The sequence below is a fragment of the Pseudomonas sp. HS-18 genome (assembly GCF_020401845.1).
GTDB lineage: Bacteria > Pseudomonadota > Gammaproteobacteria > Pseudomonadales > Pseudomonadaceae > Pseudomonas > Pseudomonas nitroreducens.
Map to the genome: position 1 here is coordinate 5,591,586 of NZ_CP084413.1, position 24,741 is coordinate 5,616,326.

30 protein-coding genes, 1 tRNA gene and 1 pseudogene are annotated in these 24,741 nt (G+C 66.2%); 19 read left to right on the forward strand and 13 right to left on the reverse strand.

The features are described from left to right. Nucleotides 1–129 precede the first annotated feature (129 nt). The 4 genes from LDJ84_RS26075 to LDJ84_RS26090 all read right to left on the reverse strand — a co-directional run bounded on the left by LDJ84_RS26075 (nt 130) and on the right by LDJ84_RS26090 (nt 4,376). Complete coding sequence (locus tag LDJ84_RS26075; protein WP_052239088.1) at nt 130–1,026, reverse strand: hypothetical protein; 897 nt, start codon at nt 1,024–1,026, stop codon at nt 130–132. A gap of 193 nt (nt 1,027–1,219) precedes the next feature. Continuing rightward, nucleotides 1,220–2,164 carry an ABC transporter substrate-binding protein gene (locus tag LDJ84_RS26080; protein WP_065085491.1) on the reverse strand — a complete coding sequence of 315 codons (945 nt, stop codon included), beginning with the start codon at nt 2,162–2,164 and terminating at the stop codon, nt 1,220–1,222. A gap of 11 nt (nt 2,165–2,175) precedes the next feature. Next, nucleotides 2,176–3,243 (reverse strand): LLM class flavin-dependent oxidoreductase, encoded by a 1,068-nt coding sequence (locus LDJ84_RS26085; protein WP_081754021.1) that lies wholly within the window; start codon nt 3,241–3,243, stop codon nt 2,176–2,178. Nucleotides 3,244–3,479: 236 nt separating this feature from the next. Further along, nucleotides 3,480–4,376 (reverse strand): LysR family transcriptional regulator, encoded by an 897-nt coding sequence (locus tag LDJ84_RS26090; RefSeq protein ID WP_065085492.1) that lies wholly within the window; start codon nt 4,374–4,376, stop codon nt 3,480–3,482. A 113-nt stretch (nt 4,377–4,489) separates the two neighbouring features. Here LDJ84_RS26090 and LDJ84_RS26095 point away from each other — a divergent pair, with 113 nt between their 5' ends. After that, on the forward strand, nt 4,490–5,095 hold the full coding sequence (locus LDJ84_RS26095) for a 3-mercaptopropionate dioxygenase (protein WP_065085493.1): 606 nt from the start codon (nt 4,490–4,492) through the stop codon (nt 5,093–5,095). Beyond that, nucleotides 5,092–6,675 (forward strand): rhodanese-related sulfurtransferase, encoded by a 1,584-nt coding sequence (locus LDJ84_RS26100; protein ID WP_065085494.1) that lies wholly within the window; start codon nt 5,092–5,094, stop codon nt 6,673–6,675. The genes LDJ84_RS26095 and LDJ84_RS26100 overlap by 4 nt, the downstream gene beginning before the upstream one ends. Nucleotides 6,676–6,739: 64 nt before the next feature. Here LDJ84_RS26100 and yedA read toward each other — a convergent pair whose 3' ends face one another. Beyond that, complete coding sequence (gene yedA, locus LDJ84_RS26105) at nt 6,740–7,627, reverse strand: drug/metabolite exporter YedA (RefSeq protein WP_024766206.1); 888 nt, start codon at nt 7,625–7,627, stop codon at nt 6,740–6,742. A 178-nt stretch (nt 7,628–7,805) separates the two neighbouring features. Here yedA and LDJ84_RS26110 point away from each other — a divergent pair, with 178 nt between their 5' ends. Beyond that, on the forward strand, nt 7,806–8,252 hold the full coding sequence (locus LDJ84_RS26110) for an Lrp/AsnC family transcriptional regulator (protein WP_065085495.1): 447 nt from the start codon (nt 7,806–7,808) through the stop codon (nt 8,250–8,252). A 357-nt stretch (nt 8,253–8,609) separates the two neighbouring features. Here LDJ84_RS26110 and LDJ84_RS26115 read toward each other — a convergent pair whose 3' ends face one another. Continuing rightward, complete coding sequence (locus tag LDJ84_RS26115) at nt 8,610–9,887, reverse strand: acetyl-CoA C-acetyltransferase (protein WP_037017360.1); 1,278 nt, start codon at nt 9,885–9,887, stop codon at nt 8,610–8,612. 168 nt (nt 9,888–10,055) lie between these two features. Between LDJ84_RS26115 and LDJ84_RS26120 the strand changes: the two genes are divergently transcribed. Further along, nucleotides 10,056–11,411, forward strand: coding sequence for a 3-oxoacyl-ACP reductase (locus LDJ84_RS26120; protein WP_065085496.1), 1,356 nt, complete (start codon nt 10,056–10,058; stop codon nt 11,409–11,411). A 267-nt stretch (nt 11,412–11,678) separates the two neighbouring features. Here the strand turns inward: LDJ84_RS26120 and LDJ84_RS26125 are convergent, their stop codons facing one another. Further along, complete coding sequence (locus LDJ84_RS26125; protein ID WP_065085497.1) at nt 11,679–12,080, reverse strand: EF-hand domain-containing protein; 402 nt, start codon at nt 12,078–12,080, stop codon at nt 11,679–11,681. Between the two features lie 63 nt (nt 12,081–12,143). Then, nucleotides 12,144–13,151 carry an AraC family transcriptional regulator gene (locus LDJ84_RS26130; RefSeq protein ID WP_037017366.1) on the reverse strand — a complete coding sequence of 336 codons (1,008 nt, stop codon included), beginning with the start codon at nt 13,149–13,151 and terminating at the stop codon, nt 12,144–12,146. Between the two features lie 204 nt (nt 13,152–13,355). On the opposite strand from LDJ84_RS26130, the gene LDJ84_RS26135 reads away from it, so the two are divergent. The 9 genes from LDJ84_RS26135 to LDJ84_RS26175 all read left to right on the forward strand — a co-directional run bounded on the left by LDJ84_RS26135 (nt 13,356) and on the right by LDJ84_RS26175 (nt 18,679). Continuing rightward, the gene (locus LDJ84_RS26135) at nt 13,356–14,213 is read left to right on the forward strand and encodes a MaoC family dehydratase (RefSeq protein ID WP_065085498.1); all 858 of its coding nucleotides are present in this window, start codon (nt 13,356–13,358) and stop codon (nt 14,211–14,213) included. Nucleotides 14,214–14,260: 47 nt separating this feature from the next. Continuing rightward, a complete protein-coding gene (locus LDJ84_RS26140) occupies nt 14,261–14,578 on the forward strand; it encodes a nucleotide pyrophosphohydrolase (protein ID WP_024766201.1) in 318 nt (105 codons plus the stop codon). Continuing rightward, nucleotides 14,575–15,345 (forward strand): methyltransferase, encoded by a 771-nt coding sequence (locus LDJ84_RS26145; RefSeq protein ID WP_065085499.1) that lies wholly within the window; start codon nt 14,575–14,577, stop codon nt 15,343–15,345. Before LDJ84_RS26140 ends, LDJ84_RS26145 begins: the two co-directional genes overlap by 4 nt. 53 nt (nt 15,346–15,398) lie before the next feature. After that, nucleotides 15,399–15,995, forward strand: coding sequence for a DUF4136 domain-containing protein (locus tag LDJ84_RS26150; RefSeq protein WP_065085500.1), 597 nt, complete (start codon nt 15,399–15,401; stop codon nt 15,993–15,995). Between the two features lie 116 nt (nt 15,996–16,111). Next, entirely contained in the window at nt 16,112–16,672 is a 561-nt protein-coding gene (locus LDJ84_RS26155; protein ID WP_037017378.1) for a DUF4136 domain-containing protein, read from the forward strand. Between the two features lie 13 nt (nt 16,673–16,685). Next, on the forward strand, nt 16,686–17,180 hold the full coding sequence (locus tag LDJ84_RS26160; protein ID WP_037017383.1) for a GNAT family N-acetyltransferase: 495 nt from the start codon (nt 16,686–16,688) through the stop codon (nt 17,178–17,180). After that, nucleotides 17,167–17,541 (forward strand): DsrE family protein, encoded by a 375-nt coding sequence (locus LDJ84_RS26165; protein WP_065085501.1) that lies wholly within the window; start codon nt 17,167–17,169, stop codon nt 17,539–17,541. Before LDJ84_RS26160 ends, LDJ84_RS26165 begins: the two co-directional genes overlap by 14 nt. After that, nucleotides 17,538–17,999 carry a glycine cleavage system protein H gene (locus LDJ84_RS26170; protein WP_065085502.1) on the forward strand — a complete coding sequence of 154 codons (462 nt, stop codon included), beginning with the start codon at nt 17,538–17,540 and terminating at the stop codon, nt 17,997–17,999. The genes LDJ84_RS26165 and LDJ84_RS26170 overlap by 4 nt, the downstream gene beginning before the upstream one ends. Next, nucleotides 17,996–18,679, forward strand: a complete 684-nt coding sequence (locus tag LDJ84_RS26175; protein ID WP_083196177.1) for a M15 family metallopeptidase — start codon at nt 17,996–17,998, stop codon at nt 18,677–18,679. The genes LDJ84_RS26170 and LDJ84_RS26175 overlap by 4 nt, the downstream gene beginning before the upstream one ends. 360 nt (nt 18,680–19,039) lie before the next feature. Here LDJ84_RS26175 and LDJ84_RS30990 read toward each other — a convergent pair. Then, nucleotides 19,040–19,186 (reverse strand): annotated as a pseudogene (locus LDJ84_RS30990) (hypothetical protein); the annotation flags it as partial. A gap of 179 nt (nt 19,187–19,365) precedes the next feature. On the opposite strand from LDJ84_RS30990, the gene LDJ84_RS26185 reads away from it, so the two are divergent. The 4 genes from LDJ84_RS26185 to LDJ84_RS26200 all read left to right on the forward strand — a co-directional run bounded on the left by LDJ84_RS26185 (nt 19,366) and on the right by LDJ84_RS26200 (nt 21,125). Beyond that, the gene (locus LDJ84_RS26185; RefSeq protein ID WP_065085504.1) at nt 19,366–19,803 is read left to right on the forward strand and encodes an anti-virulence regulator CigR family protein; all 438 of its coding nucleotides are present in this window, start codon (nt 19,366–19,368) and stop codon (nt 19,801–19,803) included. Between the two features lie 133 nt (nt 19,804–19,936). Then, nucleotides 19,937–20,563, forward strand: coding sequence for a GrpB family protein (locus LDJ84_RS26190; RefSeq protein WP_065085505.1), 627 nt, complete (start codon nt 19,937–19,939; stop codon nt 20,561–20,563). 54 nt (nt 20,564–20,617) lie between these two features. Next, the gene (locus LDJ84_RS26195) at nt 20,618–20,821 is read left to right on the forward strand and encodes a hypothetical protein (protein WP_065085506.1); all 204 of its coding nucleotides are present in this window, start codon (nt 20,618–20,620) and stop codon (nt 20,819–20,821) included. A gap of 82 nt (nt 20,822–20,903) precedes the next feature. After that, nucleotides 20,904–21,125, forward strand: coding sequence for a DUF6434 domain-containing protein (locus LDJ84_RS26200; RefSeq protein WP_024766190.1), 222 nt, complete (start codon nt 20,904–20,906; stop codon nt 21,123–21,125). Here the strand turns inward: LDJ84_RS26200 and LDJ84_RS26205 are convergent. Beyond that, complete coding sequence (locus tag LDJ84_RS26205) at nt 21,122–21,532, reverse strand: hypothetical protein (protein WP_024766189.1); 411 nt, start codon at nt 21,530–21,532, stop codon at nt 21,122–21,124. The two genes, LDJ84_RS26200 and LDJ84_RS26205, sit on opposite strands and share 4 nt — an antisense overlap. A gap of 103 nt (nt 21,533–21,635) precedes the next feature. Further along, nucleotides 21,636–21,731 (reverse strand) — tRNA-Sec (locus tag LDJ84_RS26210). A 246-nt stretch (nt 21,732–21,977) separates the two neighbouring features. Here LDJ84_RS26210 and LDJ84_RS26215 point away from each other — a divergent pair. Together LDJ84_RS26215 and LDJ84_RS26220 are read left to right on the forward strand one after the other, a co-directional pair. Beyond that, nucleotides 21,978–22,502 (forward strand): hypothetical protein, encoded by a 525-nt coding sequence (locus tag LDJ84_RS26215; protein ID WP_226045609.1) that lies wholly within the window; start codon nt 21,978–21,980, stop codon nt 22,500–22,502. 12 nt (nt 22,503–22,514) lie between these two features. Then, complete coding sequence (locus LDJ84_RS26220; RefSeq protein WP_065085507.1) at nt 22,515–23,969, forward strand: alpha/beta hydrolase; 1,455 nt, start codon at nt 22,515–22,517, stop codon at nt 23,967–23,969. 178 nt (nt 23,970–24,147) lie between these two features. On the opposite strand, the gene LDJ84_RS26225 is transcribed toward LDJ84_RS26220, so the two are convergent. Beyond that, nucleotides 24,148–24,450: a type II toxin-antitoxin system mRNA interferase toxin, RelE/StbE family gene (locus tag LDJ84_RS26225; protein WP_065085508.1), complete on the reverse strand. Its 303-nt coding sequence runs from the start codon at nt 24,448–24,450 to the stop codon at nt 24,148–24,150. Continuing rightward, nucleotides 24,447–24,725, reverse strand: coding sequence for a hypothetical protein (locus tag LDJ84_RS26230; protein WP_024766185.1), 279 nt, complete (start codon nt 24,723–24,725; stop codon nt 24,447–24,449). The genes LDJ84_RS26225 and LDJ84_RS26230 overlap by 4 nt, the downstream gene beginning before the upstream one ends. Nucleotides 24,726–24,741 lie beyond the last annotated feature (16 nt).

Sequence of the window (24,741 nt, forward strand, 5' to 3'; positions counted from 1 at the left end):
GGACCACTGGACAGGTCAGGTGATGCTGGATGAGTCCGGTGGTCCGGTAGAGCGAAGATTACAGGTATAAAAAATCTAAAATAAATAATTTTTAGTTCTTAACTAATGCCGGACGGATTTACCCGCCGATCAGTGCGCAGCCCCCAGCAGCCGGGCCCTCAAGCCTTCCGCGCGGAGACTCGACTGCGCGGCCTCACGAGCCACCGCCAGCGCCTGGATGGCCAGGTTGGAGAAATGGCTGCTGCGGCTGAAGCTCAGCCCGGCGCCAGCGGCGATGTCGTCGTCCAGTTGCGCGGCGGCCTGTTCGCTGAGCACCAGCCCCAGCCCGAGAAGCCGCAACAACTCAGAGCTCTGCGCCAGTTCCAGCCGCTCTGCCGCATGCAGTGCAAGACCGAGGGCGACGTTGGCTTCCAGCAGCAGGGCCAGGCCATCGCACAGCGAACGCCGAGGCGTGATCGCCAGCCCCGGCGGCAGGAGGATGTCTTCCGGGTGCAGACGCAGTTCGTTGCACTGCGCACCGCCGCGCAGCACCAGGCCCGCACGGGCGCCGGGCAGCGCGGCGAGGAGGAAATCGCGACCGGGTTCGTACCAGGCGCGCAGCACCAGCCAGTCGGCGGCTTCGACGGTGAAGGCGTCCCACTCCGCGCCATTGACGCGGAAACCACCGCGCACATGTTCGGCGGCCTGCAGCGACTGCCCGTCCCCCAGCGCACCCCACAGCGGCTCGCGCAACAGCGTCAGGTTGAGCAGGCGCTGCACCTGCTCGCGGCTGCCCAGCAGGCTGACCCGCGCCAGCTGCAGGTGGTGGACGGCGAACAGCCGGGCCAGCCCGCCGTCCCGCTCGCAGAGATCGCGCAGGGTTTGCAGGATGTCCTGCCAGGGACTGGCGCTACCGCCCAGTTGAGCCGGCAGGGACAGCCGCAGCAGGCCGGACTCGCGCAGGGCGCGAGCCCAGGTTCCGGCCGTGCTGGGAACAGGCGGTGCGACCGGCCGGGTCGCAGCCAGCCGGAATGGAACAACGCTCATGGACACCTCTGGAAAGACGCGAGGATCAGTGGCCTGGGCGTTGGGCGCGCGGGTGGACTGAAGCGGAAACGGAGCCTGGAACAACCCCGTTACGCCGTCGGGCAGAGCCGACGGCCAGGGCGGCACTTAGAACCATATCCAAGCACCGCCACAAGGTTAAATAACCTTTTTGCCTTAGCTGAGAACCCGCCACTCAGTGGAATGAGGTGGCGAAGGAGGTATCGATCACGCTGGAGGTATCGAAAGCCTTGGGCAGCGCGCCGGTCTGCAGGAGGAAGTCGGCGGTGCCCTGGTAATCGGCGGCGGCCTGTTTATCCACCGGGCCGACGCTCATGGCGGCCTGGCCGATCCAGTGGCGCGACACGGACTGGTCGAGGTTGGCCTTTTTCGCCCAGATTTCGGCGTACTGCTCCTTGTGCGCCTCGACCCAGGCGCGGGCCTTCTGCAGGCGGCCAAGGAAATCGGCGATCTGCTCGCGCTTGGGATCGATGGAATTGGCGTTGGCAGCGATGCTCGACAGCCCCGGCATCAGGTCGCGGGCAGTGAGGATCGGGCGCGCGCCGGAGAACACGATCTGCTGCGAGATGTAGGGCTCCCACACCGGGAAGGCATCGATGCTGCCGCGTGGCAATGCGGCGGCGGCGTCGATGGGCATCAGCTTGACGAACTCCACGTAATCGCTGGGCAAGCCGGCCTTCTCCAGCGCACGCAGGGTCAATTGCTGGCTCCAGGCGCCCGGCCAGTAGGCGACCTTCTTGCCCTTGAGGTCGGCGATGGTCTTCACCGGCGAATCCTTGGGCACCAGCAGGGCAATGGTGTCCGGGTTCTGCCGGGAGATGCCGATCAGCTTCACCGGCGCGCCCTTGGCGGCGAGGAAGATGAAGCCCGAGTCGCCGAGGAAGCCCAGGTCCAGCGCACCGGCCTGCAGGCCTTCGGCCACCGGCGCGGCGGACTGGAAGTGCTTCCAGTCGACGGTGTAGGGCGCGCCTTCAAGCACCCCGGACGCTTCCATCGATGCGCGCACGTTGTAGTAGTTCTGGTCGCCCACCCGCAAGGTCGGCAGGTCGGCGGCCTGGGCCAACGGCGCGCCCAGGATGAGCGCGGCGAAGGTGGCGCGCAGGCGTTGCTTCAGGTTCATCGAAAAGCTCCTCAGCCGGCGCGCCGCAGTTGCGGCAGACGGGCGATATGGTCGTGGATGGCGGGAATCAGACCCTGGCCGTAGCGCACGGCATCGCCGAGCGGGTCGAAGCCACGGATCAGGAAGGTGGAAACGCCCAGGCGGTAGTACTCGCCCAGCGCGGCGGCGACTTGCTCGGGCGTGCCGACCAGCGCGGTGGAGTTCCAGCGCGCACCGGTAAGCCGGGCCACGCCGGTCCACAGGCGTGTATCGAGCACCTCGCCCTGCTGCGCCGCGGCCAGCAGGCGCTGGGAGCCAACGTTTTCCGGCTGGTGGTCATTGAGCGGCAGGCCCAGGCGGGTGCGGTTCTCCCGCACCTGTTCGAGCACTTCGGCGGCGCGCTTCCAGGCAGCTTCCTCGGTATCGGCGACGATGGGGCGGAAGGACACCGAGAAGCGTGGATCACGCCCCTGGGCATGCGCGGCAGCCCGCACGCGGCGGATGTGACCGTCGACGGCGGCCAGCGGTTCGCCCCAGAGCATGTAGGTGTCCGCGTGCTTCGCCGCGACGTCGATGGCGGCATCCGAGGAGCCGCTGAAGTAGATCGGGATGTGCGGCTTCTGCTGCGGGCGCACGGCGGGCGAGGCCCCCTGGAAGCGATAGAACTCGCCATCGAAGTCCACCGGGCCTTCAGCGCTCCAGATGTCGCGCAGCGCTTGCAGGTATTCATCGGTGCGGGCGTAGCGGCGGTCGTGTTCGAGGTAGTCGCCGTCGCGGGCGAGGTCTTCGTCGTTGCCGCCGCTGACCACGTTGAGGGCCAGGCGCCCATCGCTGAACTGATCGAGAGTGGCAAGTTGCCGGGCAGCCAGGGGCGGCGCGATCACTCCGGGTCGATAGGCCAGCAGGATGCCCAGGCGCCGGGTAGCGGCAGCGACGAAGGAACTGACCACCGCTCCTTCGGCGGCATTGCTGAAATACCCCACCAGCACGCGGTCGAAACCAGCGTCCTCATGGGCCTGGGCAAAGCGCCGGACGAATCCGGCATCCACCGCCTCCCCCAGCGGCTGGTCCACCTCGGAACTCGGGGTGGCGGTGATCATGCCGAGAATTTCCACGCTCACTGTGTTGCCCTCGCCTGGGCCGCTGCATAAGGTCGGCGGCTTTCGTTATAAGGAAAGCGTCGGTTTTGACGTTGTTCTTAGAAGCTATAGGCAAGTTATTCATGATGGAAATTCATTTTTGTCATATCCTAATATGCTAAATACGCATATTCAGGCGCGACCAAGTTGCAGAGCGGGATTTTCTGCGTTTCTACAAGGGCAGCAGGTGCGGCGAATCAGGCCGCCGCGATGTCGAGACCTTCAGCCACCGCATCACCGAACAGCCGCGCCGGCGATTCGAGATTGCCCAGCAGGCGCGGGCGCACCAGCCAGAGCTGGATCAGCGGCTGGAAGTCGTCCAGTTGCAGCACGCGCAACTGGTCGCGGTAGCGACTGCGCGCCAGGGCCGGCGCCGGCACGAGGCCCAGCCCGCGCCCTTCGGCCACAAGGCCCAGCTGCAGCTCGCTGCCGAAGGTTTCCAGGTTCAGCTGCAACCCCAGCCCCTGGTCGGCCAAGGCGCGTTGCAGGCCGGCGCGGAAACCACAGCCGTCGGGGTTGAGCACCCAGCCGTGCTGGTAGCAGTCGAGCAGGCGGCGGGCCTTCACCTCACTGTCGCGCGCGGCCACCACGCACAATTCCATGCGGCCCAGCGCGGTGGCGCCGAGGTCATCGGGGAACACCTTGCTCGGCGGGAACAGCACCACGGCCGCGTCCAGCTCGGCATTCTCCAGCCGAGCCAGCAGATGGCTGCCCCACCCGCTGCTGACCTGCGCGCGCAGCTCCGGGTATTCACCGGTCAGCCGCCGCAGGGCCTCCAGCAACACCACCTCGCCGATGCTCTGCGGCACGCCCAGGCGCAACACGCCGCTGGGCGCGCTGTCGCCGGCCACCAGCTCACGCAGGCCGTCCACCTCGCGCATCACCCGCAAGCACTGCTCGAACACGCGGCGCCCGGCGGCAGTGGGTTTGAGCGGCTTGGTGTTGCGGTCCAGCAGCTCCACCCCGAGGGACTCCTCCAGGCTCTGCACCCGCCGGGTGATGGCTGACTGGGTCAGGCCAAGGCTCTCGGCGGCCTGGCTGAGGGAGGCGTTGCGGATCACCGCGACGAAGGCATCGATGTCGTCGATCTTCATGGGGCTGGCACCAATTGCATTTCTCGCATATTAGCTTAGATTCAAAATGCATTTCAGGAATAAAAATGCGTTTGCTACCGTAGCGCCAGAACCTTCCGGAGTGAATCCCCCGCATGTCAGCCTCCCTTCGCCTCGACCGCCTGCGCCAGTTCATCGGCGATCTGGCAGCCGTGATCGACACCGCTCCCGACGAAGCCGCGCTGCTGGCCGAAGCCCGCCCGTTGCTCGCCGAACTGGTGCGCCATGACGACTGGCTACCCGAGGACTACGCCCGCCCCGACCCGCAGCGCTACCAGCAGTACCTGCTGCACGCCGATTCGCGGCAGCGCTTTTCGGTGGTCAGCTTCGTCTGGGGCCCGGGTCAGCGCACGCCAGTGCACGACCACCGCGTCTGGGGTCTGATCGGCATGCTGCGCGGCGCCGAGTATTCGCAGCCGTTCGCCTTCGCCGCCGATGGCCGCCTGCAGCCCGTGGGCGAGCCGCATCGCCTGGAGCCGGGCGAAGTGGAGGCAGTGTCACCCCGCATCGGCGACATCCACCAGGTCAGCAACGCCTTCGCCGACCGGCCGTCCATCAGCATCCACGTCTACGGTGCCAACATCGGCGCGGTTCGGCGTGCTGTCTTCAGTGCCGAAGGTGAAGAGAAACCCTTCATCTCCGGCTATTCCAATAGCCAGTTGCCCAATATCTGGGACCTGTCGAAAGAGAACCCTGCATGAGCCAGATCATCCGTCGTTCCTTCCACGATATCCGCGCCGCCCTCCTCGCCCGCCAGGAGTTGGCATTGCTGGATGTGCGCGAGGAAGACCCATTCGCCCAGGAACACCCGCTGTTCGCCGCCAACGTGCCGCTGTCCAAGCTGGAGCTGGAGATCTACGCCCGCGTGCCGCGCCGCGATACGCCGGTCACCGTCTATGACGACGGCGAAGGCCTGGCGCAGATCGCCGCGCAGCGCCTGCTGGCGCTGGGCTACAGCGACGTGGCCATTCTCGACGGCGGGCTCGCCGGCTGGCGCGAGGCCGGTGGCGAGTTGTTCAAGGACGTGAACGTCCCGAGCAAGTCGTTCGGCGAACTGGTGGAGGCCGAGCGCCACACCCCGTCGCTGGCCGCCGAGGAAGTGAAGGCGCTGCTCGACGCCCAGGCCGACGTGGTGGTGCTCGACGCCCGCCGCTTCGACGAATACCAGACCATGAGCATCCCCAGCGGCGTCAGCGTGCCGGGCGCCGAACTGGTGCTGCGCGTCGCCGAGCTGGCGCCGAACCCGGCCACCCGCGTCATCGTCAACTGCGCCGGGCGCACCCGCAGCATCATCGGCACCCAGTCGCTGGTGAACGCCGGCATTCCCAACCCGGTGTCGGCGCTGCGCAACGGCACCATCGGCTGGACCCTGGCCGGCCAGCAGCTGGAACACGGGCAGGCACGGCGCTTCGCCGAGGTTTCCGCCAGTACCCGCGAATCCGCCGCCCAGCGCGCCCGCGCCGTGGCCGACCGCGCAAACGTCGCGCGTATCGACCTGGCCGGCCTGCGCCAATGGCAGGGCGAAACCGAGCGCACCACCTACCTGTTCGACGTGCGCACGCCGGAAGAATACGAAGCCGGCCACCTGCCGGGTTCGCGCTCGACTCCCGGCGGCCAGCTGGTGCAGGAAACCGACCACGTCGCCAGCGTGCGCGGTGCGCGTCTGGTGCTGGTGGACAACGACGGCGTACGCGCCAACATGAGCGCTTCCTGGCTGGCCCAGATGGGCTGGCAGGTGGCAGTGCTGGACGGGTTGACTGCCGCCGACTTCAGCGAACAGGGCGCGTGGAGTGCACCGCTGCCGCCCAAGCCGCAGGCCGAGACCATCAGCCCGCAGACCCTGGCCGACTGGCTGCGCGAACCGGGCACCGCCGTGCTCGACTTCACCGCCAGCGCCAACTACGTGAAGCGCCACATCCCCGGCGCCGCCTGGGCCCTGCGCAGCCAGCTGAAGCAGGCAGTGGCGCAACTGGGCAATGCCGAGCGTTATGTGCTCACCTGCGGCAGCAGCCTGCTGGCGCGCTTCGCCGTGGCGGAAGTGGAGGCCCTGAGCAACAAGCCGGTGTTCCTGCTCGATGGCGGCACCGGTGCCTGGGTCGCCGCCGGCCTGCCCACCGAGGAAGGCGAAAGCCATCTGGCGGCGCCGCGCATCGACCGCTACCGCCGTCCGTACGAAGGCACCGACAACCCCCGAGAAGCCATGCAGGGCTATCTGGACTGGGAGTTCGGCCTGGTCGAGCAACTGGGCCGCGACGGCACCCACGGCTTCTTCGTGATCTGACCTGAGCCGGAAAACACAGCGCCCGCCCACAGCCTCCTGTGGGCGGGCGCTTTGCGTTCCGGGATCAGTTCGCGGGGCCGCGTCGCCACTGCGGCAGGCCGATCAAGACCACCGCGCTGATGATCACCGCCATCGCCAGGGATTCCGCCAGGCCGATGTGCTCGCCGGCGAATACCACGCCGAGCATGACCGCCACCGCCGGGTTGACGTAGGCGTAACTGGTCGCCGCCGCCGGGCGCACATTGGCCAGCAGGTACATGTAGGCGCTGAAGGCGATGATCGAGCCGAAGACCACCAGGTAGGCCAGCGCGCCCCAGCCGGCGGCGGTGGGCATCTGCTCCAGGCGCTCGCCGCTGAGCAGGCTGCCCAGCAGCAGCACGCCGCCACCCACCAGCATCTCCACCGCGCTGGCCATGGCGCCGGCGGGCAGGTCCAGGCGCCGGCTCCACACCGAGCCGAAGGCCCAGGTGGCCGCCGCAAAGATGATCAGCGCCGCGCCCGCCGGGCTGCCCTGCAGGTTCGAGCCGAGGTTGAGCAGCACGATGCCGAGCAGGCCCAGGGCGATGCCGGCCCACTCCAGCGCGTTGGTCCTGTTGCCGAAGAAGCGCCCGAACACCAGGGTGAACAGCGGCACGGTTGCCACGGCCAACGCCGCCACACCCGAAGCCACGCCCCAGTGCTCGGCCACCGTCACCCCGCCATTGCCGCAGCTGAGCAGCAGGATGCCAATGGCGCCCGCCGACAAGCACTGTTTGAGGCTCGGCAGCGGCGCGCCGCGCCAGAGCATCCAGGCGAACAGGATCGCCCCGGCAATGATGAAGCGGCAGCCGGCCATCAGCATCGGCGGCCAGGATTCCACGCCGATACGGATGACCAGGTAGGTCGAGCCCCAGATGAAATAGAGGGCGAAAAACGCGGCGATCAGGGTCAGGGAGACGCGGGCTCTGGGCATGGGCAGGGTGGTCATGAAAGGGGCTCGACAAGGCGGGTGGGGCGATTCATTTTATGCAGGCATCCACCCACGGATAAGGCACAGACAACGCCAATAGCGGCGTAACACTTTTCAATCGATGGATTTTCCGGTCATTTTCCGTTGAATCTGTTTTAACCAGAATGCCGAGGCAAGACTGATGGACAAATACGACCGCGCCCTGCTCGCCGCCCTGCTGGAAGACGGCCGCCTGTCCTTCGCCGAACTGGCCCGACGCATCAACCTCTCGCCTCCCGCCGTGGCCGACCGCGTGGCGCGCCTGGAGGCCGAAGGCGTGATCACCGGCTACCACGCCAGCGTAGACCTGTCGAAGATGGGCCGTTCGATCCAGTGCCTGATCGAACTGCGCCTGAACGACCATCGCAGCAAGACCATGCTCGACCCATTGCTGGAAATCCCGCAGATCATCGACTGCTACCGCATCACCGGCGAAGCCTGCGTGATGCTCAAGGTGGCGGTGAGCTGCACCCAGGAACTGGAAGAGCTGATCGACCGCCTCGCCCAGTTCGGCACCAGCAAGACTTCACTGGTGCTCTCCACGCCCTTCTCCCGGCGAATCCATCCGGCGATGTTGCAGGGTGGCTGAGGACCTTTCTAGAAGGCAATTGCAGGGGGAAGACTCTCTCCTACGGAAGCGACCTGGCGAGGCCCCGCTCGCCGGCTTTCTGTAGGAGCGAGCTTGCTCGCGAGCAGCCCGAACTTCGGCGTAACCGGTATTCGCGAGCAAGCTCGCTCCTACAGCTCCCTCGCAGTTTCGTAGGGCGCATAACGCGCCAGCGTTATCCGCCACTCCCCTATCGGCGGATAACCTGTTCCAGGTTATGCGCCCTACGCTCTGCTCTTCGTAGGATAAAAAAAGGCGGCGCCGCTCGCGCGGTGCCGCCTGAAGTCACGGAGTTGCTACATCGCGGGGCGGCGAAGAGGGCCGCCCCGTTGTATTGGATTACCGTTCGATGATCGCGGTCACACCCTGGCCGCCCGCGGCGCAGATCGAGATCAGCCCGCGCCCCTTGCCGGCGGCATCCAGCAGCTTGGCCAGGTTGGCGACGATGCGCCCGCCAGTGGCGGCAAACGGGTGGCCGGCTGCCAGCGAACTGCCCTTCACGTTGAGCTTGCTGCGGTCGATGGAACCCAGCGGCGCATCCAGCCCCAGGCGCTCCCTGCAGTAGTCCGCGTCTTCCCAGGCCTTGAGGGTGCACAGCACCTGGGCGGCGAAGGCTTCATGGATTTCATAGAAGTCGAAGTCCTGCAGGGTCAGGCCGTTGCGCGCCAGCAGGCGCGGCACTGCGTAAACCGGCGCCATCAGCAGGCCTTCGTGGCCGCCGACGAAGTCCACCGCCGCAGCTTCGCCATCCTTGAAGTACGCCAGGATCGGCAGGCCACGCGCCTTCGCCCACTCCTCGCTGGCCAGCAGCACCACGGAAGCGCCATCGGTCAGCGGTGTGGAGTTGGCCGCCGTCAGGGTGCCGCGCGGGCCCTTCTCGAACACCGGCTTGAGGGTGCCGATCTTTTCCAGGTTGATATCCGGGCGCAGGTTCTGGTCGCGCACCAGGCCGCGGAACGGCGTCATCAGGTCGTTCTGCCAGCCCTCGTCGTAGGCGGCGGCCAGCTTGTGGTGGCTCTCGTAGGCCAGCTTGTCCTGCTCGTCGCGGGGAATGGCCCAGGTCTGCGCCATCAGCTCGCAGTGCTCGCCCATCGACAGCCCGGTGCGCGGCTCGCCGTTCTTCGGGATGTGCGGCATCAGGTGGCGCGGGCGGATCTTCAGCAGGCTTTTGATCTTCTCGGCGTTGGACTTGCCGCGGTTGGCTTCCAGCAGGATCTTGCGCAGCCCTTCGTTGACGCCGATGGGCGCATCGGAGGTGGTGTCCACGCCGCCGGCGATGCCGCAGTCGATCTGCCCGAGGGCGATCTTGTTGGCCACGAGAATCGCCGCTTCCAGGCCGGTACCGCAGGCCTGCTGGATGTCATAGGCCGGAGTTTCCGGCGCCAGGCGCGTGCCCAGCACGCACTCGCGGGTCAGGTTGAAGTCGCGCGAATGCTTGAGCACTGCGCCGGCGACCACCTCGCCCAGGCGCTCGCCGTGCAGCTTGTAGCGCTCGATCAGGCCGTCCAGCGCGGAGGTCAGCATCTCCTGGTTGCTCGCCGTGGAGTACAGGGTGTTGGAGCGGGCGAAGGGAATACGGTTGCCGCCGACGATGGCGACCCGGCGCAATTGGGTCATGCAGAGCTCCTGGATGGATGAGCGTTAAAGTGCGGTCAAGGCTAACCTTAGCCGCTTGTGTCGCATTGGCCGCCCCGCCGTTGCGCAGGTCAGCGCGGTCAATTGCGTCGAACCCCTGCCTGCGTAGAGTGGTCAGCACTTTAGAGAATCCGTTCAGGAGCCCGTTCCATGACCGATCGCTACATTGCCTTCGCCAACTCCAACGTCGGCCGCCGCCTGGTCGGCGCCCTCGGCCTGCCTGCGCCGGTTCGCCTGGAGCGCTGGAGCGCCGGGCGCACGCGGCCGGTGGATGGGGCGCTGCTGCTCGGTGGCGAGGGCAACCTGAACGAGGCCGTGCTGCCCTTCGCCGAGTGCCTGACCGATTCGATCTTCGCCTTCAGCGACGGCCAGTACGGCCTGCCGCGCTGGACCGCCGAGCACGGCCCCAAGCTCAAGGCCATCGTCTTCGATGCCAGCGGCCTGACCCGTTTCGAGCAGACGATCGAACTGCGCACCTTCTTCCAGGGCGCCCTCAAGGGCCTGGATAAATGCCCGCACGTGGTGATCCTCGGCCGCGCGCCGGAATCGATCAAAGACCCCATCGCCGCCAGCGTGCAGCGCAGCCTCGAAGGCTTCAGCCGCTCGCTCGGCAAGGAAATCCGCCGCGGCGGCAACGTGCAACTGGTGTATGTCGGCAAGGGAGCCGAGGACCAGCTCGAAGGTGCATTGCGCTTCTTCCTTTCGCCAAAGAGCGCGTATGTCTCCGGGCAGGTCGTGCGCCTGTCTGCCTACGACAAGCAGGTGCAGGACTGGAGCCGCCCGCTGGTGGGCAAGCGCGCACTGGTGACCGGCGCCGCTCGCGGTATCGGTGCGGCCATTGCCGAGACCCTGGCCCGTGACGGCGCCGAGGTGGTGCTGCTGGATGTGCCACCGGCCAAGGACGCGCTCGACGCCCTCGCCGCGCGCCTGGGTGGCCGTGGCGTGGCGCTGGATATCTGCGCCGCTGATGCTGGAGAGCAACTGGTGGCGGCGCTGCCCGATGGCGTCGATATCGTGGTGCACAACGCCGGCATCACCCGCGACAAGACCGTCGCCAAGATGAGCGAAGCGTTCTGGAATTCGGTGATCGAGGTGAACCTCAAGGCGCCGCAGGTGCTGACCCAGGCCCTGCTGGACGCGAACAAGCTGCATGACGATGGCCGCGTGGTGCTGCTCGCCTCCATCAGCGGCATCGCCGGCAACATGGGCCAGACCAACTACGCGGTGAGCAAGGCCGGCCTGATCGGCCTGGCGCAGGCCTGGGCGCCGACGCTGGGCAAGAAGGGCATCAGCATCAACGCGGTGGCGCCGGGCTTCATCGAAACCCAGATGACCGCCGCCATCCCGTTGACCATTCGCGAGGCCGGCCGACGGATGAACTCCATGGGCCAGGGCGGCCTGCCGCAGGACGTCGCCGAAGCGGTGGCCTGGTTCGCCCAGCCGGGCTCCGGCGCGGTGAGCGGCCAGGTGCTGCGGGTGTGTGGGCAGAGTCTGCTGGGCGCCTGATCCGCTCCAATTGACTCCATCTGCAGGATGGCGTGGAGCTAAGCGATACCCATCAATCCCTGCAACAGCATGGGTATCGCTTGGGCTCCACCCATCCTACGAACCACGCCACAGGCCGCAGGGCGGATAACCTGGAACAGGTTATCCGCCGGCCCCTTGATGGCGGATAACGCTGGCGCGTTATTCGCCCTACATAAAGCCGCTCTCCCCTGCCCCCGCCATGCTCTCGATCCGGCCATCAAACCGGTCATCTGTCGCGCCGGCCGGTCAATGTCGCGCCGCGATCAACTCGCGAAACTCCTCCGCGCTCACCCGGTGGTCGCCATCGCGGTCCGCACGCACGATCAACGCCGGCTCCTGGGTCATGAACTCCGCCTGGCTGACCTTGCCGTCACCGTCATGGTCCGGCCAGGCGATGGCATTGGGCGAGACCTGCACGCTGGGATTTGGCGGCGTCACTTCCTCGCGGGTCAGCAAGCCGTCCTGATTACGGTCCAGCCGGTGGAATATGCGCGCGCGCATCGGCGCCATGTCGCTGGCCTCGATGTAACCGTCGCCGTTGGCATCCAGGCGGGAGAAGGCCGTTTCGCCCATTTCTCCCGCAAAGGCGCAGGGCGCGGACAACAGAGCGGCAGACAGCAGGAAGGCGTGGCGGATTCGGCTTTGCATCGGTGATTCCAAGGTGGGACTGACCGGCAAAGCCTATCCACAGGCGGGCTCGAAAGGGTTCGATCACTCCGCCGGCGGTTGCGGGCGACCGCGGCGGCGGAACTCCACGGGGGTCTCGCCGACCCAGCGCTTGAAGGCACGGTAGAAGGTGCTGGGCTCGGAAAAGCCGGTCCGCTCGACGATCACCTCGATGCGCTCGTCGGTCTTGAGCAGCAGTTCCTTGGCCAGGCGACAGCGGTAGTCGGTCACCAGGTCATTGAAACGCACTCCCGCCATGGCCAGGCGTTCGCGCAGGCGGCGGGCCGGCATGTCCAGCCGCGCGGCGACCTGTTCCAGCGTTGCGCCGCCATCCACCAGCAGCACGCCGATCAGCTCGCGTACCTTGCGCACCAGGTCCAGCCGTTCCACTTCCGCCAGTTGCCGGCGCGCCAGTGACTCGTGCATGCGCAGCAGCTCGGGAGCGGCATGGCGCGAGGCCTTGTCCAGCACGGCGGCGTCGAAGACCAGGGCATAACGCTCGGCACCCAGCACGGCGGGGCAGCCGTAGACTTCGCGATAACGCCCGGCCGGCGCGCCTTCCGCATGCATCAACTGCACTTCGTGGGGCTTGAAGTCACCTTCGGTGAGGGCGTGGAACAGGCGCACGACCGCACCGGCCAGCATTTCGGGAAAGTGCCGGTTGGTCCCGGCGCTGTGGCCGAGCAGCAGCACGGCCTTCTCGCCCTCGACTTCCAGGCGCGCGTTGAGGGTGTCGGAGAGCAGGCGCACGTAGCGCAGGGCATGGCGCAGCCCTTCGCCGAACGTGGCGCTGGACAGGAACAGGTATTCCAGCAGCAAGCCATGGAATGCGGGCAGGTGTCCGGCCAGGTAGAGGCCGACATGCTCTTCGCCGCACTCTTCGGCGGCGGCTTTCCAGAACAGGTTCTGAGCGCTGTGGGGGAATCGTCCGGCAGGCAGGCTGCCAGCGGGCAGGCCGACGCGGGCCAGCACGCGGTCGGGGTCGGTACCGCTGGCGCGCAGGGCGTCGATCACCGGGCGCATCAGCGCCACATCGTCGGTCAGATCACGCATGGTGTTTTTTCTAGTTATCCATGGGGCGGGCCCATCTTAGGCAGCTTTCTTATCGCCCCTCAAGAGAATCAGGAAGCAGGTTGAGGGAAATATCCAGGCAATGGCGGGTCAGATTGACTTGCCTGCCGCGCGCCGCGTTGCCACGGCCAATGCCTGGGGCCGAGCACTGGCTAAGCTGAATGAATGCCCCTCAGGAGATACCCGATGCCCCGCGATTGGCTCGACCTGTCCGCCCCACCCGCCCTCACCGGCCTGTTCGTTCGCGCGGCGCTGCGCCGTGGCGTGCGTGGCCGCAGCCTGCCAACCCGCGGCGTGCGCTGCCCGGTCACGGTCGACCCGAAGCAGCTGGAGCGCTACCGCAAGGTCTGCGGTTTCACCGATAACCACCTGTTGCCGCCTACCTATCCGCACATCCTCGCCTTTGGCCTGCAGATGGGACTGCTCACCGACGCGAGCTTCCCGTTCCCTCTGCTGGGCCTGGTACACCTGGAAAACCGTATCAGCGTGTTGCGACCGCTGGGCGGGCTGGGCCCCTTCAACGTCAGCGTGCGGGTGGCGGACCTGCAGCCCCACGAGAAAGGCGTGACCTTCAGCATCATCACCCAGCTGCACGACCAGCTCGGCCTGCTCTGGGAAGGCGACAGCCGCATCCTGTTCCGCGGCATGCGCCTGGACGGCTCGCCAGCGGCGCGCCACGAAGAGGCCGAGCTGCCTTTGGAGCAGATCGACGCGTGGAACTGCCCGGCGGACATCGGCCGGCGTTACGCCCGCGTCGCCGGCGACTACAACCCGATCCACCTGTCGGCTGCCAGCGCAAAACTGTTCGGCTTCCCTCGCGCCATCGCCCACGGCCTGTGGAACAAGGCGCGCAGCCTGGCCGCCCTGGGCGAGCGTCTGCCGGCCGCCGGTTATCGGGTCGATGTGCGCTTCCAGAAGCCCGTCCTGCTGCCCTCCTCCGTCACCCTGCTGGCCAGCGAGCCCGCGCCTGTCGGGCAATTCAGCCTGCGCGGCAAGGACGACCTGCCGCATATGGCCGGCAGTTGGGGCCCGCTGGACGTTTGAAGCGCCAGGCTTGAAGCTATGGGGCTGACGCTGGAGCCCCATCTGCAATGAACCTCGAAGCCATCACCGCACGCCTGCACGCCATCCGCGACCACAACGACTGGAGTCGCTTCCACAGCCCGAAGAACCTGGCCATGGCGGCCAGCGTGGAAATGGCCGAACTGGTGGAAATCTTCCAGTGGCTGCGCGAGGACGAATCGCGCCAGTTGCCACCGGAGAAACTCGCCCACGCCGGCCAGGAGGTCGGCGATATCGTGCTCTACCTGCTGCTGATGTGCGCAGAACTGGGCATCGACATGAACCAGGCGGTACTCGCCAAGCTGGCCGACAGCGAACGGCGCTTCATCGAAGGAGGCGCCAAGTGAGCGAATCCCCGAAGACCGGCGACCGTCACTTCGACGAACTGGCCACCCGCTTCGCCGAGAAGATCTACGGCGGCGCCAAGGGCGCCATCCGCCTCGCCGTGCTCCAGGCCGACCTGGCCGAAGCCTTGCCCGATCGCCCGCTGCGGGTACTCGACATCGGCGCGGGCCTGGGCCACATGTCGCTGTGGTTGGCCGGGCGCGGCCATGAAGTCACCCTCGCCGAACCGGCCGCACCGATGCTCGTGGCCGCGCGCCAGCGTTTCGAGGAAGCGGGTCTGAACGCCACCTTCATCGAGGCTCCCTGGCAGGACCTGCTCGGCCAGCTCAACGAGCCCTACGACCTGGTGATCTGCCACGCCGTGCTGGAATGGCTGGCCGAGCCGCTGGCCATACTTCCCGTGCTGCACCAACTGACCCGCGCCGATGGCTGGCTGTCCCTGGCCTTCTACAACCGCGATGCGCTGATCTACCGCAACCTGCTCAAGGGGCATTTCCGCAAGCTGCGCAAGAACCGCTTCGCCGGCGAGGGCCAAAGCCTGACCCCGCAGGAACCGCTCGATCCGCGCGTACTGGAGGCTGCCATGGCCGGTCACTGGAGCATCGAGGTGCGCAGCGGCGTGCGGGTGTTCCACGACTACATGCCGGTGGAATTCCAGCACAAGGCCGAGCCGCTGGACCTGGTGGAGATGGAACTGCAATACCGTCGACATCCTGCCTTCGCCGGCCTCGGCCGTTACCTGCACTGGCTGTGCCGGCCGCAGGATTAGGTGCATAGTTGCCACTGCGCACGCCAATCGAAGTGAGCGTGCGGGAGTCCGTCATGCCGCGTCATCTGCTGGTCCTGCCACTGTTCGCCGCCCTCGCCGCCTGCCAGGGCCAGAACCCCTACACCGCCACCTCGCTGCCGATGCCACCGGCACCCGCGCAGGCGGCCAATCCCGGTCTCGATCCGGGCAGCTATCCCGCGCCGCCGCTGGACTACGGGCGCTTCCGCTCGTGGAGCTGGATGGACGGCACCGGCTTCGGTGGCCCGCTGCAGGATGCCGTCAGTGAGGCACTGGATCAGCGCGGCCTGCGCCCGGCTCGCCCGAATACGCCGGCGGACCTGACCGTCAGCGCCCATCTATACAGCGAGCAGCGCACCCGCCAGACCACCGACTACTACAACGGCGGTTACTACGGCGGATACGGCCGCTGGAACGACCCGTGGTATGGCGGCTACGGCGCCTCCTACCCGGTCACCCGCACCTACGTGGTCACCGTCAGCGTGGTGCGCATCGCGCTCTTCGATGCGCACAACCGCCAGCAGGTATGGAGCGGCAGCGCCGAGTACGAAGACGGCAGCAGCCAGGCCGACCAGGCCCGCGCGCTGCGCGAAGCCGCGCGCAAGGCCATGGACGGTTACCCGCCGGGCTGATCGCCGGCTGGCCGGAAACCTTGCCAGAATTCATCCTTCGCGCCGCGCCCCGTCTGCCGCTTGCCTTTGCGCGGACTCTGCGCTTGGATGAAAGCTCTGTCAGGAGTAATCCAACCATGATCCGCCGTTTGCTGCTCTTAGGCCTGCTGCTCGGCCTCGCCGCCTGCGAAACCACCAGTGTCAGCCGCGACTACGACACCACCCGCGACTTCTCGCGCTACCAGACCTGGAGCTGGGCTCAGCCAGCGTTCGAATACCGCCCGGATGACCCACGCATCAAGAGCGACCTCACCGAGCAACGCATCAGCGATGCGGTTGCCGACCAGTTCGACCAGCGCGGCCTGCGCAAGGCCCAGGACGGCAACCCGGGCGATGTGAAGATCCGCGCCTACCTGATCGTCGACCAGCGCCAGGACCAGGTGACCACCTACACCGGCGGCTACTGGGGCGGTTACTGGGGTGGCTACTGGGGCCCGCCGCCCATGGCCGAGACCCGCAGCGTGACCTACAAGGTCGCCACCATCCAGGTCGACATGCTCGACGGCAAGGACGGCAAGCTGGTCTGGCGCGGCAGCGGCGAGCAGATCATGCGCAGCAGCCCACCGACGCCCGCCGAGCGCGAAGCGGCAATCCGCGAGACGGTGCAGAAGATCATCGCCCAGTACCCGCCGCACTGAGTCTGGTGAGCACGTGAAGCAACCCGCCCTGCAACACCGCCCCGCCCTCGCCGACGACCTCGGCGAGGTGGTCGGCTTTCCCCGGGACGCCGACGAACTCTTCTACTGCTACCCCAAGGCGAGCTGGCCGTTGACCATCGGCCAGCTCGCCGCCGCCATGGCCGAACGGCGCGCAAGCACCGTGGCGCTGCTCGATGGCCGGGTCGCCGGCTTCGCCAACTTCTACCAGTGGCAAGCCAATGAGTCCTGCGCGCTGGGCAACATGATGGTCGCGCCCTGGGCACGGCGCAGCGGCGTGGCGCAGTACCTGATCGAGGTCATGGAGCATCTCGCCCGCGACCAGTACAAGGCACAGGTCATGAAAGTGTCCTGCTTCAACGCCAACGCCGCCGGCCTGCTGCTTTACGCACGCCTGGGCTATCGGCCGCAGGGCATCGTCGAGCGCGCCGACCCGCAAGGCCGGCGCGTCGCCCTGGTCCAACTGGAGAAATCCCTTGTCCACGCCTGAAGTCCAGCGGGTGCTGATCATCGTCAGCAGCGGCCCGAGCACCCCGGCGCGCTGCGCCGCGCCTTTCTACACCGCCACGCTGCTGGCCTGCATGGACGCACAGGTCACCCTGTTCCTCAGTGGCGAAGGCACGCGCCTGGCCTTTCAGGACATCGCCGATCACCTTTATGCCGCGGAGGGTGGCGAGCCCATCAGCCATTTCATCCAGCAGGCCAAGGAAGCCGGCGCGCGCCTGCTGATGTGCCGCGCACCGGGTATCAACATCGATGAGAGCCGACTGATCGAAGAGGTCGACGAGATCGCCAGCGGCGGCGAGATGGCGCGCATGATCCTCGAGTATGACCGGGTACTGACCCTGTGAAGCTGCAAGGCCTCGAATTCCCGGATCAGCTGCTCTACGCCCCCGAGTACAACCTCTGGCTGCGCGAGGAAGGAAGCGGCGCCGTCACACTCGGCCTCACCTCATACGGCTGTGCGATCTACGGGCAGATATTCGCCTTCACCCCCAAGCGCGATGGCTGGCACATCGATTGCGACCGCAGCTTCGGCGTGGTGGAGTTCGCCAAGGCTGCTTCCTCGGCGCGCAGCCCGCTGGACGGTACCGTTCTCGCCAGCAACGAAGCCGTGGTGCGTCGCCCCGGCCTGATCAACCAGGACTGCTACGGCGAGGGCTGGATGGTGCGCCTGAAGCCCGACGACTGGGCCAGCGCCCGTGGCCGTTTCCTGTACGGCGAGGCCGCGCTGAAAGCCTTCGAGCAGCGCATGCACCTGGACAATTTCGACCCGGATGACGACGGGGTCCAGGCGCTGCGCCCATGAGCCGGGAAGGCAGATGCCTCGCGCTACTGCTCTGCCTGCTGGCCAGCCCGGCACTGTACGCAGACCAGCCCACGCAGGACGGCTTCGTCTATCTCGACCAGGTACTGAAGTCCGCGCGCTATGAGGTGCGCTACGCCGGCGCCGACAACTTCGTCGGCGAGCCCATCGACGGTTACCAGAAAGCGCGGATCATCCTGACCCGCGAAGCAGCCAGCGCATTGGCGGCGGTGGAGAAGGACGTCGCCCTGAGCGGTCTGGCACTGAAGATCTTCGATGGCTATCGCCCGCAGCGCGCCGTGGATGAGTTCCGCCGCTGGGCCGCCGACCCGCAGGACATTCGCCAGAAGGCCCGCTATTACCCCGCGCTGGACAAGCCTGCACTGTTCCGCGACGGCTATATCGCCAAGCATTCCGGCCACTCGCGCGGCAGCACCGTCGACCTCACGCTGGTGGACTCCAGCTCCGGGGAAGAACTGGACATGGGCAGCCCGTTCGACTTCTTCGGGCCCATCTCCCATCACGGCACCGCGCTGGTCAGCGTGCAGCAGACGCGCAACCGAGAAACCCTGCGCCAGGCCATGCTGCGCCACGGCTTCGAGCCTTATGGCGCCGAGTGGTGGCACTACACCCTGAAGGCCGAGCCCTACCCGAAGACCTACTTCGATTTCCCGGTGCAGTAAGCGATAGCGGCCTTCCCTGGCCGCGGGAAATCAATCGTCGTCGTGCTTGCTGGAGTTGTCGCCAGCGCCGTCCAGTCCCTTGGTGTTGTGGGTGCCCGGCGTCGTCGCGGAAATCGCCGTCGCCTTGGACAGGCCACGGGTGTCCTTGGAATGCGCCACCGAGGAAGTCGTCTGGCCGTGGCCCTTGCTGTCGTTCTTGGTGCTGCCGTAGTGATTACCGCTCAGGCCATGGTCGCGGGTGGCCTTGCCGGCATGCTCGCCGCCATCGTTCGCGCCATTGCTGTTGCTGCCGTGGTTACCGCCGGGGCCGCCCTTGCCGCCGCCATGGCCACCACCGTTGCCGCCGGCATTGCCACCGCCGTGACCGCCGCCATTACCACCACCGTTTCCACCACCGCCACCGCCTTTGGCATAGACCGAACCGATCGGCGAGAGGTCGGCGGGCAGCAAGGCTGTCGTGCCGAGTGCGAATGCACAGGCTACCGCAACAACCAGGGACATTTTCATCTTGTTATCGCCTCCAGGGGCGGGGGGTTGAGATACCTGTATGACTTGCTACAGCCCCCGCAGTTCGTGGCCTGCCGACGAAATGCCAGCACGCCGGTGCCAACTCCATCGCTGCCGCGGTAGCGTCATAACGGCTACGCTGTACCTCACAGGAACTTAAACAGGGAAGCAACACGGATATGTCCAGACTCAACACCCTCTTGGCTGCCGTCATCGGCTTCACGCTGCTGGGTAGCGGCCCACTGCTATTGGCCGACCCGGGCAAGAACAAGGGGCACGGCAACAACGCTCAGCACGGCAATCGGGGCAACGCCGGCCAGGGCGGCAACAACTGGCAGGGCGGCGGCCCGAGCATCGACGTCAGCGGCGTGCAGGTCATCCTCAACGACAACCGCAACTACTGGAATCCGGGCGCCACGCTACCGCCGGGCATCCAGAAGAACCTCGCGCGCGGCAAGCCTCTGCCACCAGGCATCGCGAAGAAGCTCGACGGCCGCCTGATCGGCCGTCTGCCCCACTACGACGGCTACGAGTGGCAGCAGGCAGGCACCGACCTGCTGCTGGTGACCATCGCCACCGGCGTCATCTACGAAGTGCTGCATAACGTGCTGGATTGATTGGTTTGAGCTGCAGGAGAGGGTGATGCCGCGATCGCGACCACGGGGCGCTCCTGCAGGATTGACTCGGAACTCCGTCGGCCCGATCAGCCTCCAATCCTCGCCCTCCCACCGCTATCGCCGGAGTTTCCACATGAGCCCGCAAGCCCCCGAATTCGACGGCCAGCGCTGGAGCAACGCCGAAGACGACCGCATCGAAGTCGTTGCAGCCGATCCCCATTGGCCACAACGATTCGCCGAGGAAGCCGCCGCCATCGCCCAACAGGTCGAGCTCCCCGGCCTGGGTATCGAGCACATCGGCAGCACCGCCGTACCGGGGATGGATGCCAAGCCGATCATCGACATCCTCCTGCTGCCGCCGCCGGGCAGCGACCCGCACCGGCTCATCGAACCGCTGCAAGGGCTGGGTTACCAGTACTGGGCGGAGAATCCCGACACCTCGCGACTGTTCTTCGTCAAAGGCATGCCGCCGCTGGGCAGCGGGCGCACCCATCATGTCCACGTCATGGAGCTGAACGAAGCCTCGCGGCGGCTGCTGTTCCGCGACTGGCTGCGCACCCACCCCGACGACGCCCGACTCTACGCGCAGGTGAAACACGACCTGGCACAGCGCTTCCCCACCGACCGCGACGCCTACACCGAAGGCAAGGACGAGGTCGTCGCGCAGATACTGGGGCGCGCGCTCAACCCGCCGGAGCACCACCGCGACGGCGACGCAGCCCACGGCGGCGAAATCCAGGGACCGGACAGCCGGCGTTAATCCGCCGTTAATCCAGCCGGCCGAAGCTCGGGGCTCCCCTCAGGAGGAAGTCCCATGCTCAAGCTCTCCGTGGTCACCTTCGCCTGCTTCACCCTGGTCGGCTGCGCCGACGCCCCGCACTACAACCACTTCGGTGCCATCGAATCGCCCGTGCGCGAATCCTTCGGCGAAGACAACCTCGAACGCCAGCCCACCCGCGTGCGCCTGCAAAGCGACGATTATTCGGCGCAGCAACAGCGGATGATGTGGGGCGAGTGACGTCGCAACACCTCGGCAGACCGCGCCAGCGGCTGCCGAGTGCGCTATAACGGCAACTCCCCAAGGCACAGGAATCGACGCCATGGCCTTCGACTGGCACAGCGCCCCGATCACCCGGCAGACCCCGCTGGATAGCCACTACCGCAACACCCAGAACGTCCGCCGCTTCATGACCCAGCACTGCGGCGACGACTTCCATTTCGACCGCGCCTTCATGACCTGGATACGCAGCGGCGCGCCAGCGGACATGGGCGCGGTGGTCGATGAGTGGCGGCGGCGCAGGGGCTGCGCGACCACTCGTTAACAACCGATCCACAGAGTAAAGCGGCCGTCGCGAATGGGCATGGCGCCCCGTACAACGCTGTAACGCACGGGCAGGACCCCACCCGCTCCGACGCCCAGACGATCAGCCAGCGCCAGTACTTCTTCGAAGGACACTTCCGGCAGGTACTTGTTGAAGGAGAAACTTTCTCCGCCAATCAGCACCTGCAGCGCGTAGACGTCATCGCGCTCTGCGTCATAAGCCATCAAGCCCTGTAGCTGAGCACCGGACGGTAATCGAAACAATGCGCGAACAAGCAAGGGGCCCAATTGCCCGGCCTGAGTCGCCATCAGCGGGATCAGAAAACATTCTTCCCGTCGCCCATCCTGCAACCGCCAAAGATCGCCCAACTCCAGGTGCTCTTCGGTGAACTGGTCCAGCCTGACCATGGCCAGAGCCCTCCTGACGGCGCAGCCTTGATGATCCCAGGCAGACAATAGCTCATGCCTGCTCAGCCTGTGCCGAGGGAGGAAGAAGTCGAAACTGGGGAATTGGCGGAAGGCAGTGAGAGTCGAACTCACCCAGGAACGGCTGCCGTCCCCCACCGGGTTTGAAGCCCGGCCACGCCACCGGGCGTGATTGCCTTCCCTGGTCAGAAGCCGGCTGCGCGAATGCAGCGGCGAAAGCGGGAGCCCGGATGTTGCCATTGTTGCCACGCTGGATGCCAGCGCAGTGATGCCGCAACGCTAGCTGGAACGTGACGCCATTCCCCGCAGTCCGTCATACAAATATGGCCAAGTACAATCAAATTGCTATTTACTGGCCAGAAAAAGACGGCAATCTGGCTGCCCGTGCTCTAACCTCGCTAGCAGTAACCCAGGGAGCTACAACGGCATGAAGCCCACTCTACCCATCCTCGAGATTTGCCCACATCAGGGCATCGGCCCGGTCTGTCTGGGCGACACGCGAGCCATGGCGCGCGACGCGCTGGCTGCCGCCGGTTTCCCGCTGGAATCGTCCAACGGGCCAACGGACTACTTCTGCCAGGCGGCGATCCAGGCCGAATGCGATGAGCAAGGGCTGGTCTGGTTCATCGGTATCTCCCAGAACGAGCGATACCTCGCTCGCTACCAGGGTGTGGACGTGTTTTCGCTGTCAGCCGGCGATCTGTTCTCGTTGATCGCCTCGACGGATGACTCCGGCGCCCACGAATTCACCGACAGTGAATACCTGTTCCCCGGCCAGATCATCACGTTGTGGGATGCGGACGAACAATACGACCGCCAGGGCAACGAGACGCGCCCTGTCTGGGGCCCAGGTGGGCATCGGCAACTCCGCTTATGCCGAAGCGATCGCGGCCATTTGAGCCACTGGCGGACTTTGTGGCGACTGGGGCTCTATGCTTGTCCCGCACGCTGACAAGGGAACTCCATGCTGAACGCCAAACTCACCAGGGCACTGCTCTGGGTAGTCATCGCCATCCTCGCCATCGTCGTACTGGCACTGGGGCTGCGGGTCGCCGCGCTGCGCAACATCCCGCCGCTGGAGCCCTGGCATACCTGGGTACCGAACGACCTGCGCAGCAACGAAATCGACCACCTGGACTGGACCGGTTACCTGGCCGCCGAAGACAGGCTCATGCAGGCCATGCGCAAGGAAATGGCGGCCAGCCTGCAGCCCTTCGAGCGGGTGGCCTACAACCGCTATTTCGATAAGAGCGAGGTCTACCCCGGCCACTTCGCCACCGACTGGAACCGTTCCTACGAGATGCATCCAGCCGGCGAAGTGCGCGGCGCGGCAGTGCTGTTGCATGGGCTGACCGATTCACCCTATAGCCTGCGCCACCTGGGCGAGCACCTGCGGCAACAGGGTTTCGTGGTCATCGCGATCCGCATGCCGGGCCACGGCACGGTACCCGCCGGGCTGACCGATGCGGACTGGGAAGACTGGATGGCTGCCACCCGGCTGGCTGTGCGCGAGGCATCGGCGCAATTGCCCAAGGGCGCACCGCTGCTGATGGTGGGCTTCTCCAACGGTGGCGCACTGGCGATGAAGTACAGCCTGGATGCACTGGACGACGCGAGCCTGGTCATGCCGAAGCAACTGGTGCTGATCTCGCCGATGATCGGCGTCACCCGTTACGCCCAGTTCGCCGGGTTCGCCGGTTTGCCAGCGCTATTGCCGGCCTTCGCCAAGGCGGCGTGGCTCAACGTACTCCCGGAGTTCAACCCCTTCAAATACAACTCCTTCCCCATCGCCGCAGCACGCCAGACGGTGGAGTTGACCGACGCTGTCCAGCGCAGTCTGGAGAGCGCCAATCGCCGCGGCAGCCTCGCTCGCCTGCCATCGATCCTCACGTTCCAGTCCCTGGCCGACAGCACCGTCAGCACTCCAGCGGTGATCAGCAACCTGTACGACCGGCTGCCGGACAACGGTAGCGAACTGGTGCTGTTCGACCTCAACCGCTCGCTGAACTACGGCCCACTGCTGCGCCCGGAAATGGCCACACTGGGCGACCGCCTGCTGCCGGAGCGCCAGCGCAACTACGACCTGACGGTAATCTCCAACAGCCCGCTGGGCAGCCAGGTTGCAGCTCTGCATACGCCTACCCACAGCCAGCGACAGGAGAGCCAGCCGCTAGCGGTAAGCTACCCACCGGACCTGTTCTCTCTGTCCCACGTGGCGCTGCCCTTCCCGCCCAACGATGCGCTGTATGGCCAGCACCCGGACCCATCGGAAGACTTCGGCATCCACCTGGGCACCCTCACGCCCCGCGGTGAACGGGGCGTACTGATCGTCGGGCTGGACCTGTTCCAGCGCGTGACGTCCAACCCGTTCTATGACTACCTCGTGCAGCGGGTGGATCAGGTTTTGCCATCACGCTAACGCCTGCCCATGTCCGGAAAGGCGGCAGTCAGCTGTCGGTGATGAACCGCCGAATCAGCCAGGAACGCGTTGGGCCCACTTCCCGCTAGAGAACAAGGCTCTCGAAGGATGCGGGGAATAGAGTGTTCAGAAGGCATCTTCGGCGGTACCAACCGAGCATTGGCGCTAACCGCGCGGCTCACTGTTGATGGCGTTGATCATCGCCCAACGGCGGCCACATCCTGGATGTGTGCACCAGCGCGAGAACCCACAGGACGTCGGCCTCGATCTGATAGACCAGCCGGTAGCTCTCATGGGGGATCAGCTCACGCGTGCCGGGAATTCGGCCGGGCTTGCCCATCATCGGGAAGCTCCTGAGCCTGGCGGCGGTAGTGCTGAAAAGGATGTCCATGTGCGCGGCTGCGCCTGGGTTTTCGGAGGCAAGGTATTCCCAGATATCGAGGCGATCCTGCTGGGCATCCCGCGTCCAGAAGACCTTCATTTACGCTCGGTTGCCCTTGATCGAAGCGCCGCAAATACCGCCTCGACTTCTTCGTCCGAACGCCCGTCTCCCACAGCCATCGAAGCACGCCCCGCCTCGACCTTGGCCTGCAAGTACTCGTCGTAGTCCTGAGCCTGGCGTTGCTGGCGTATGAAATCCCGCATCAGTTCGCGCATGACCTGAGACGCAGGGCGATGAGCCGCCTCGGCGGCGGCCATGAACTCGGCGCGCAACTCGGGCTCGAGCTTCATGGTGAATACGGCTTCTTTGCTCATGGGGAATTACCTGGTG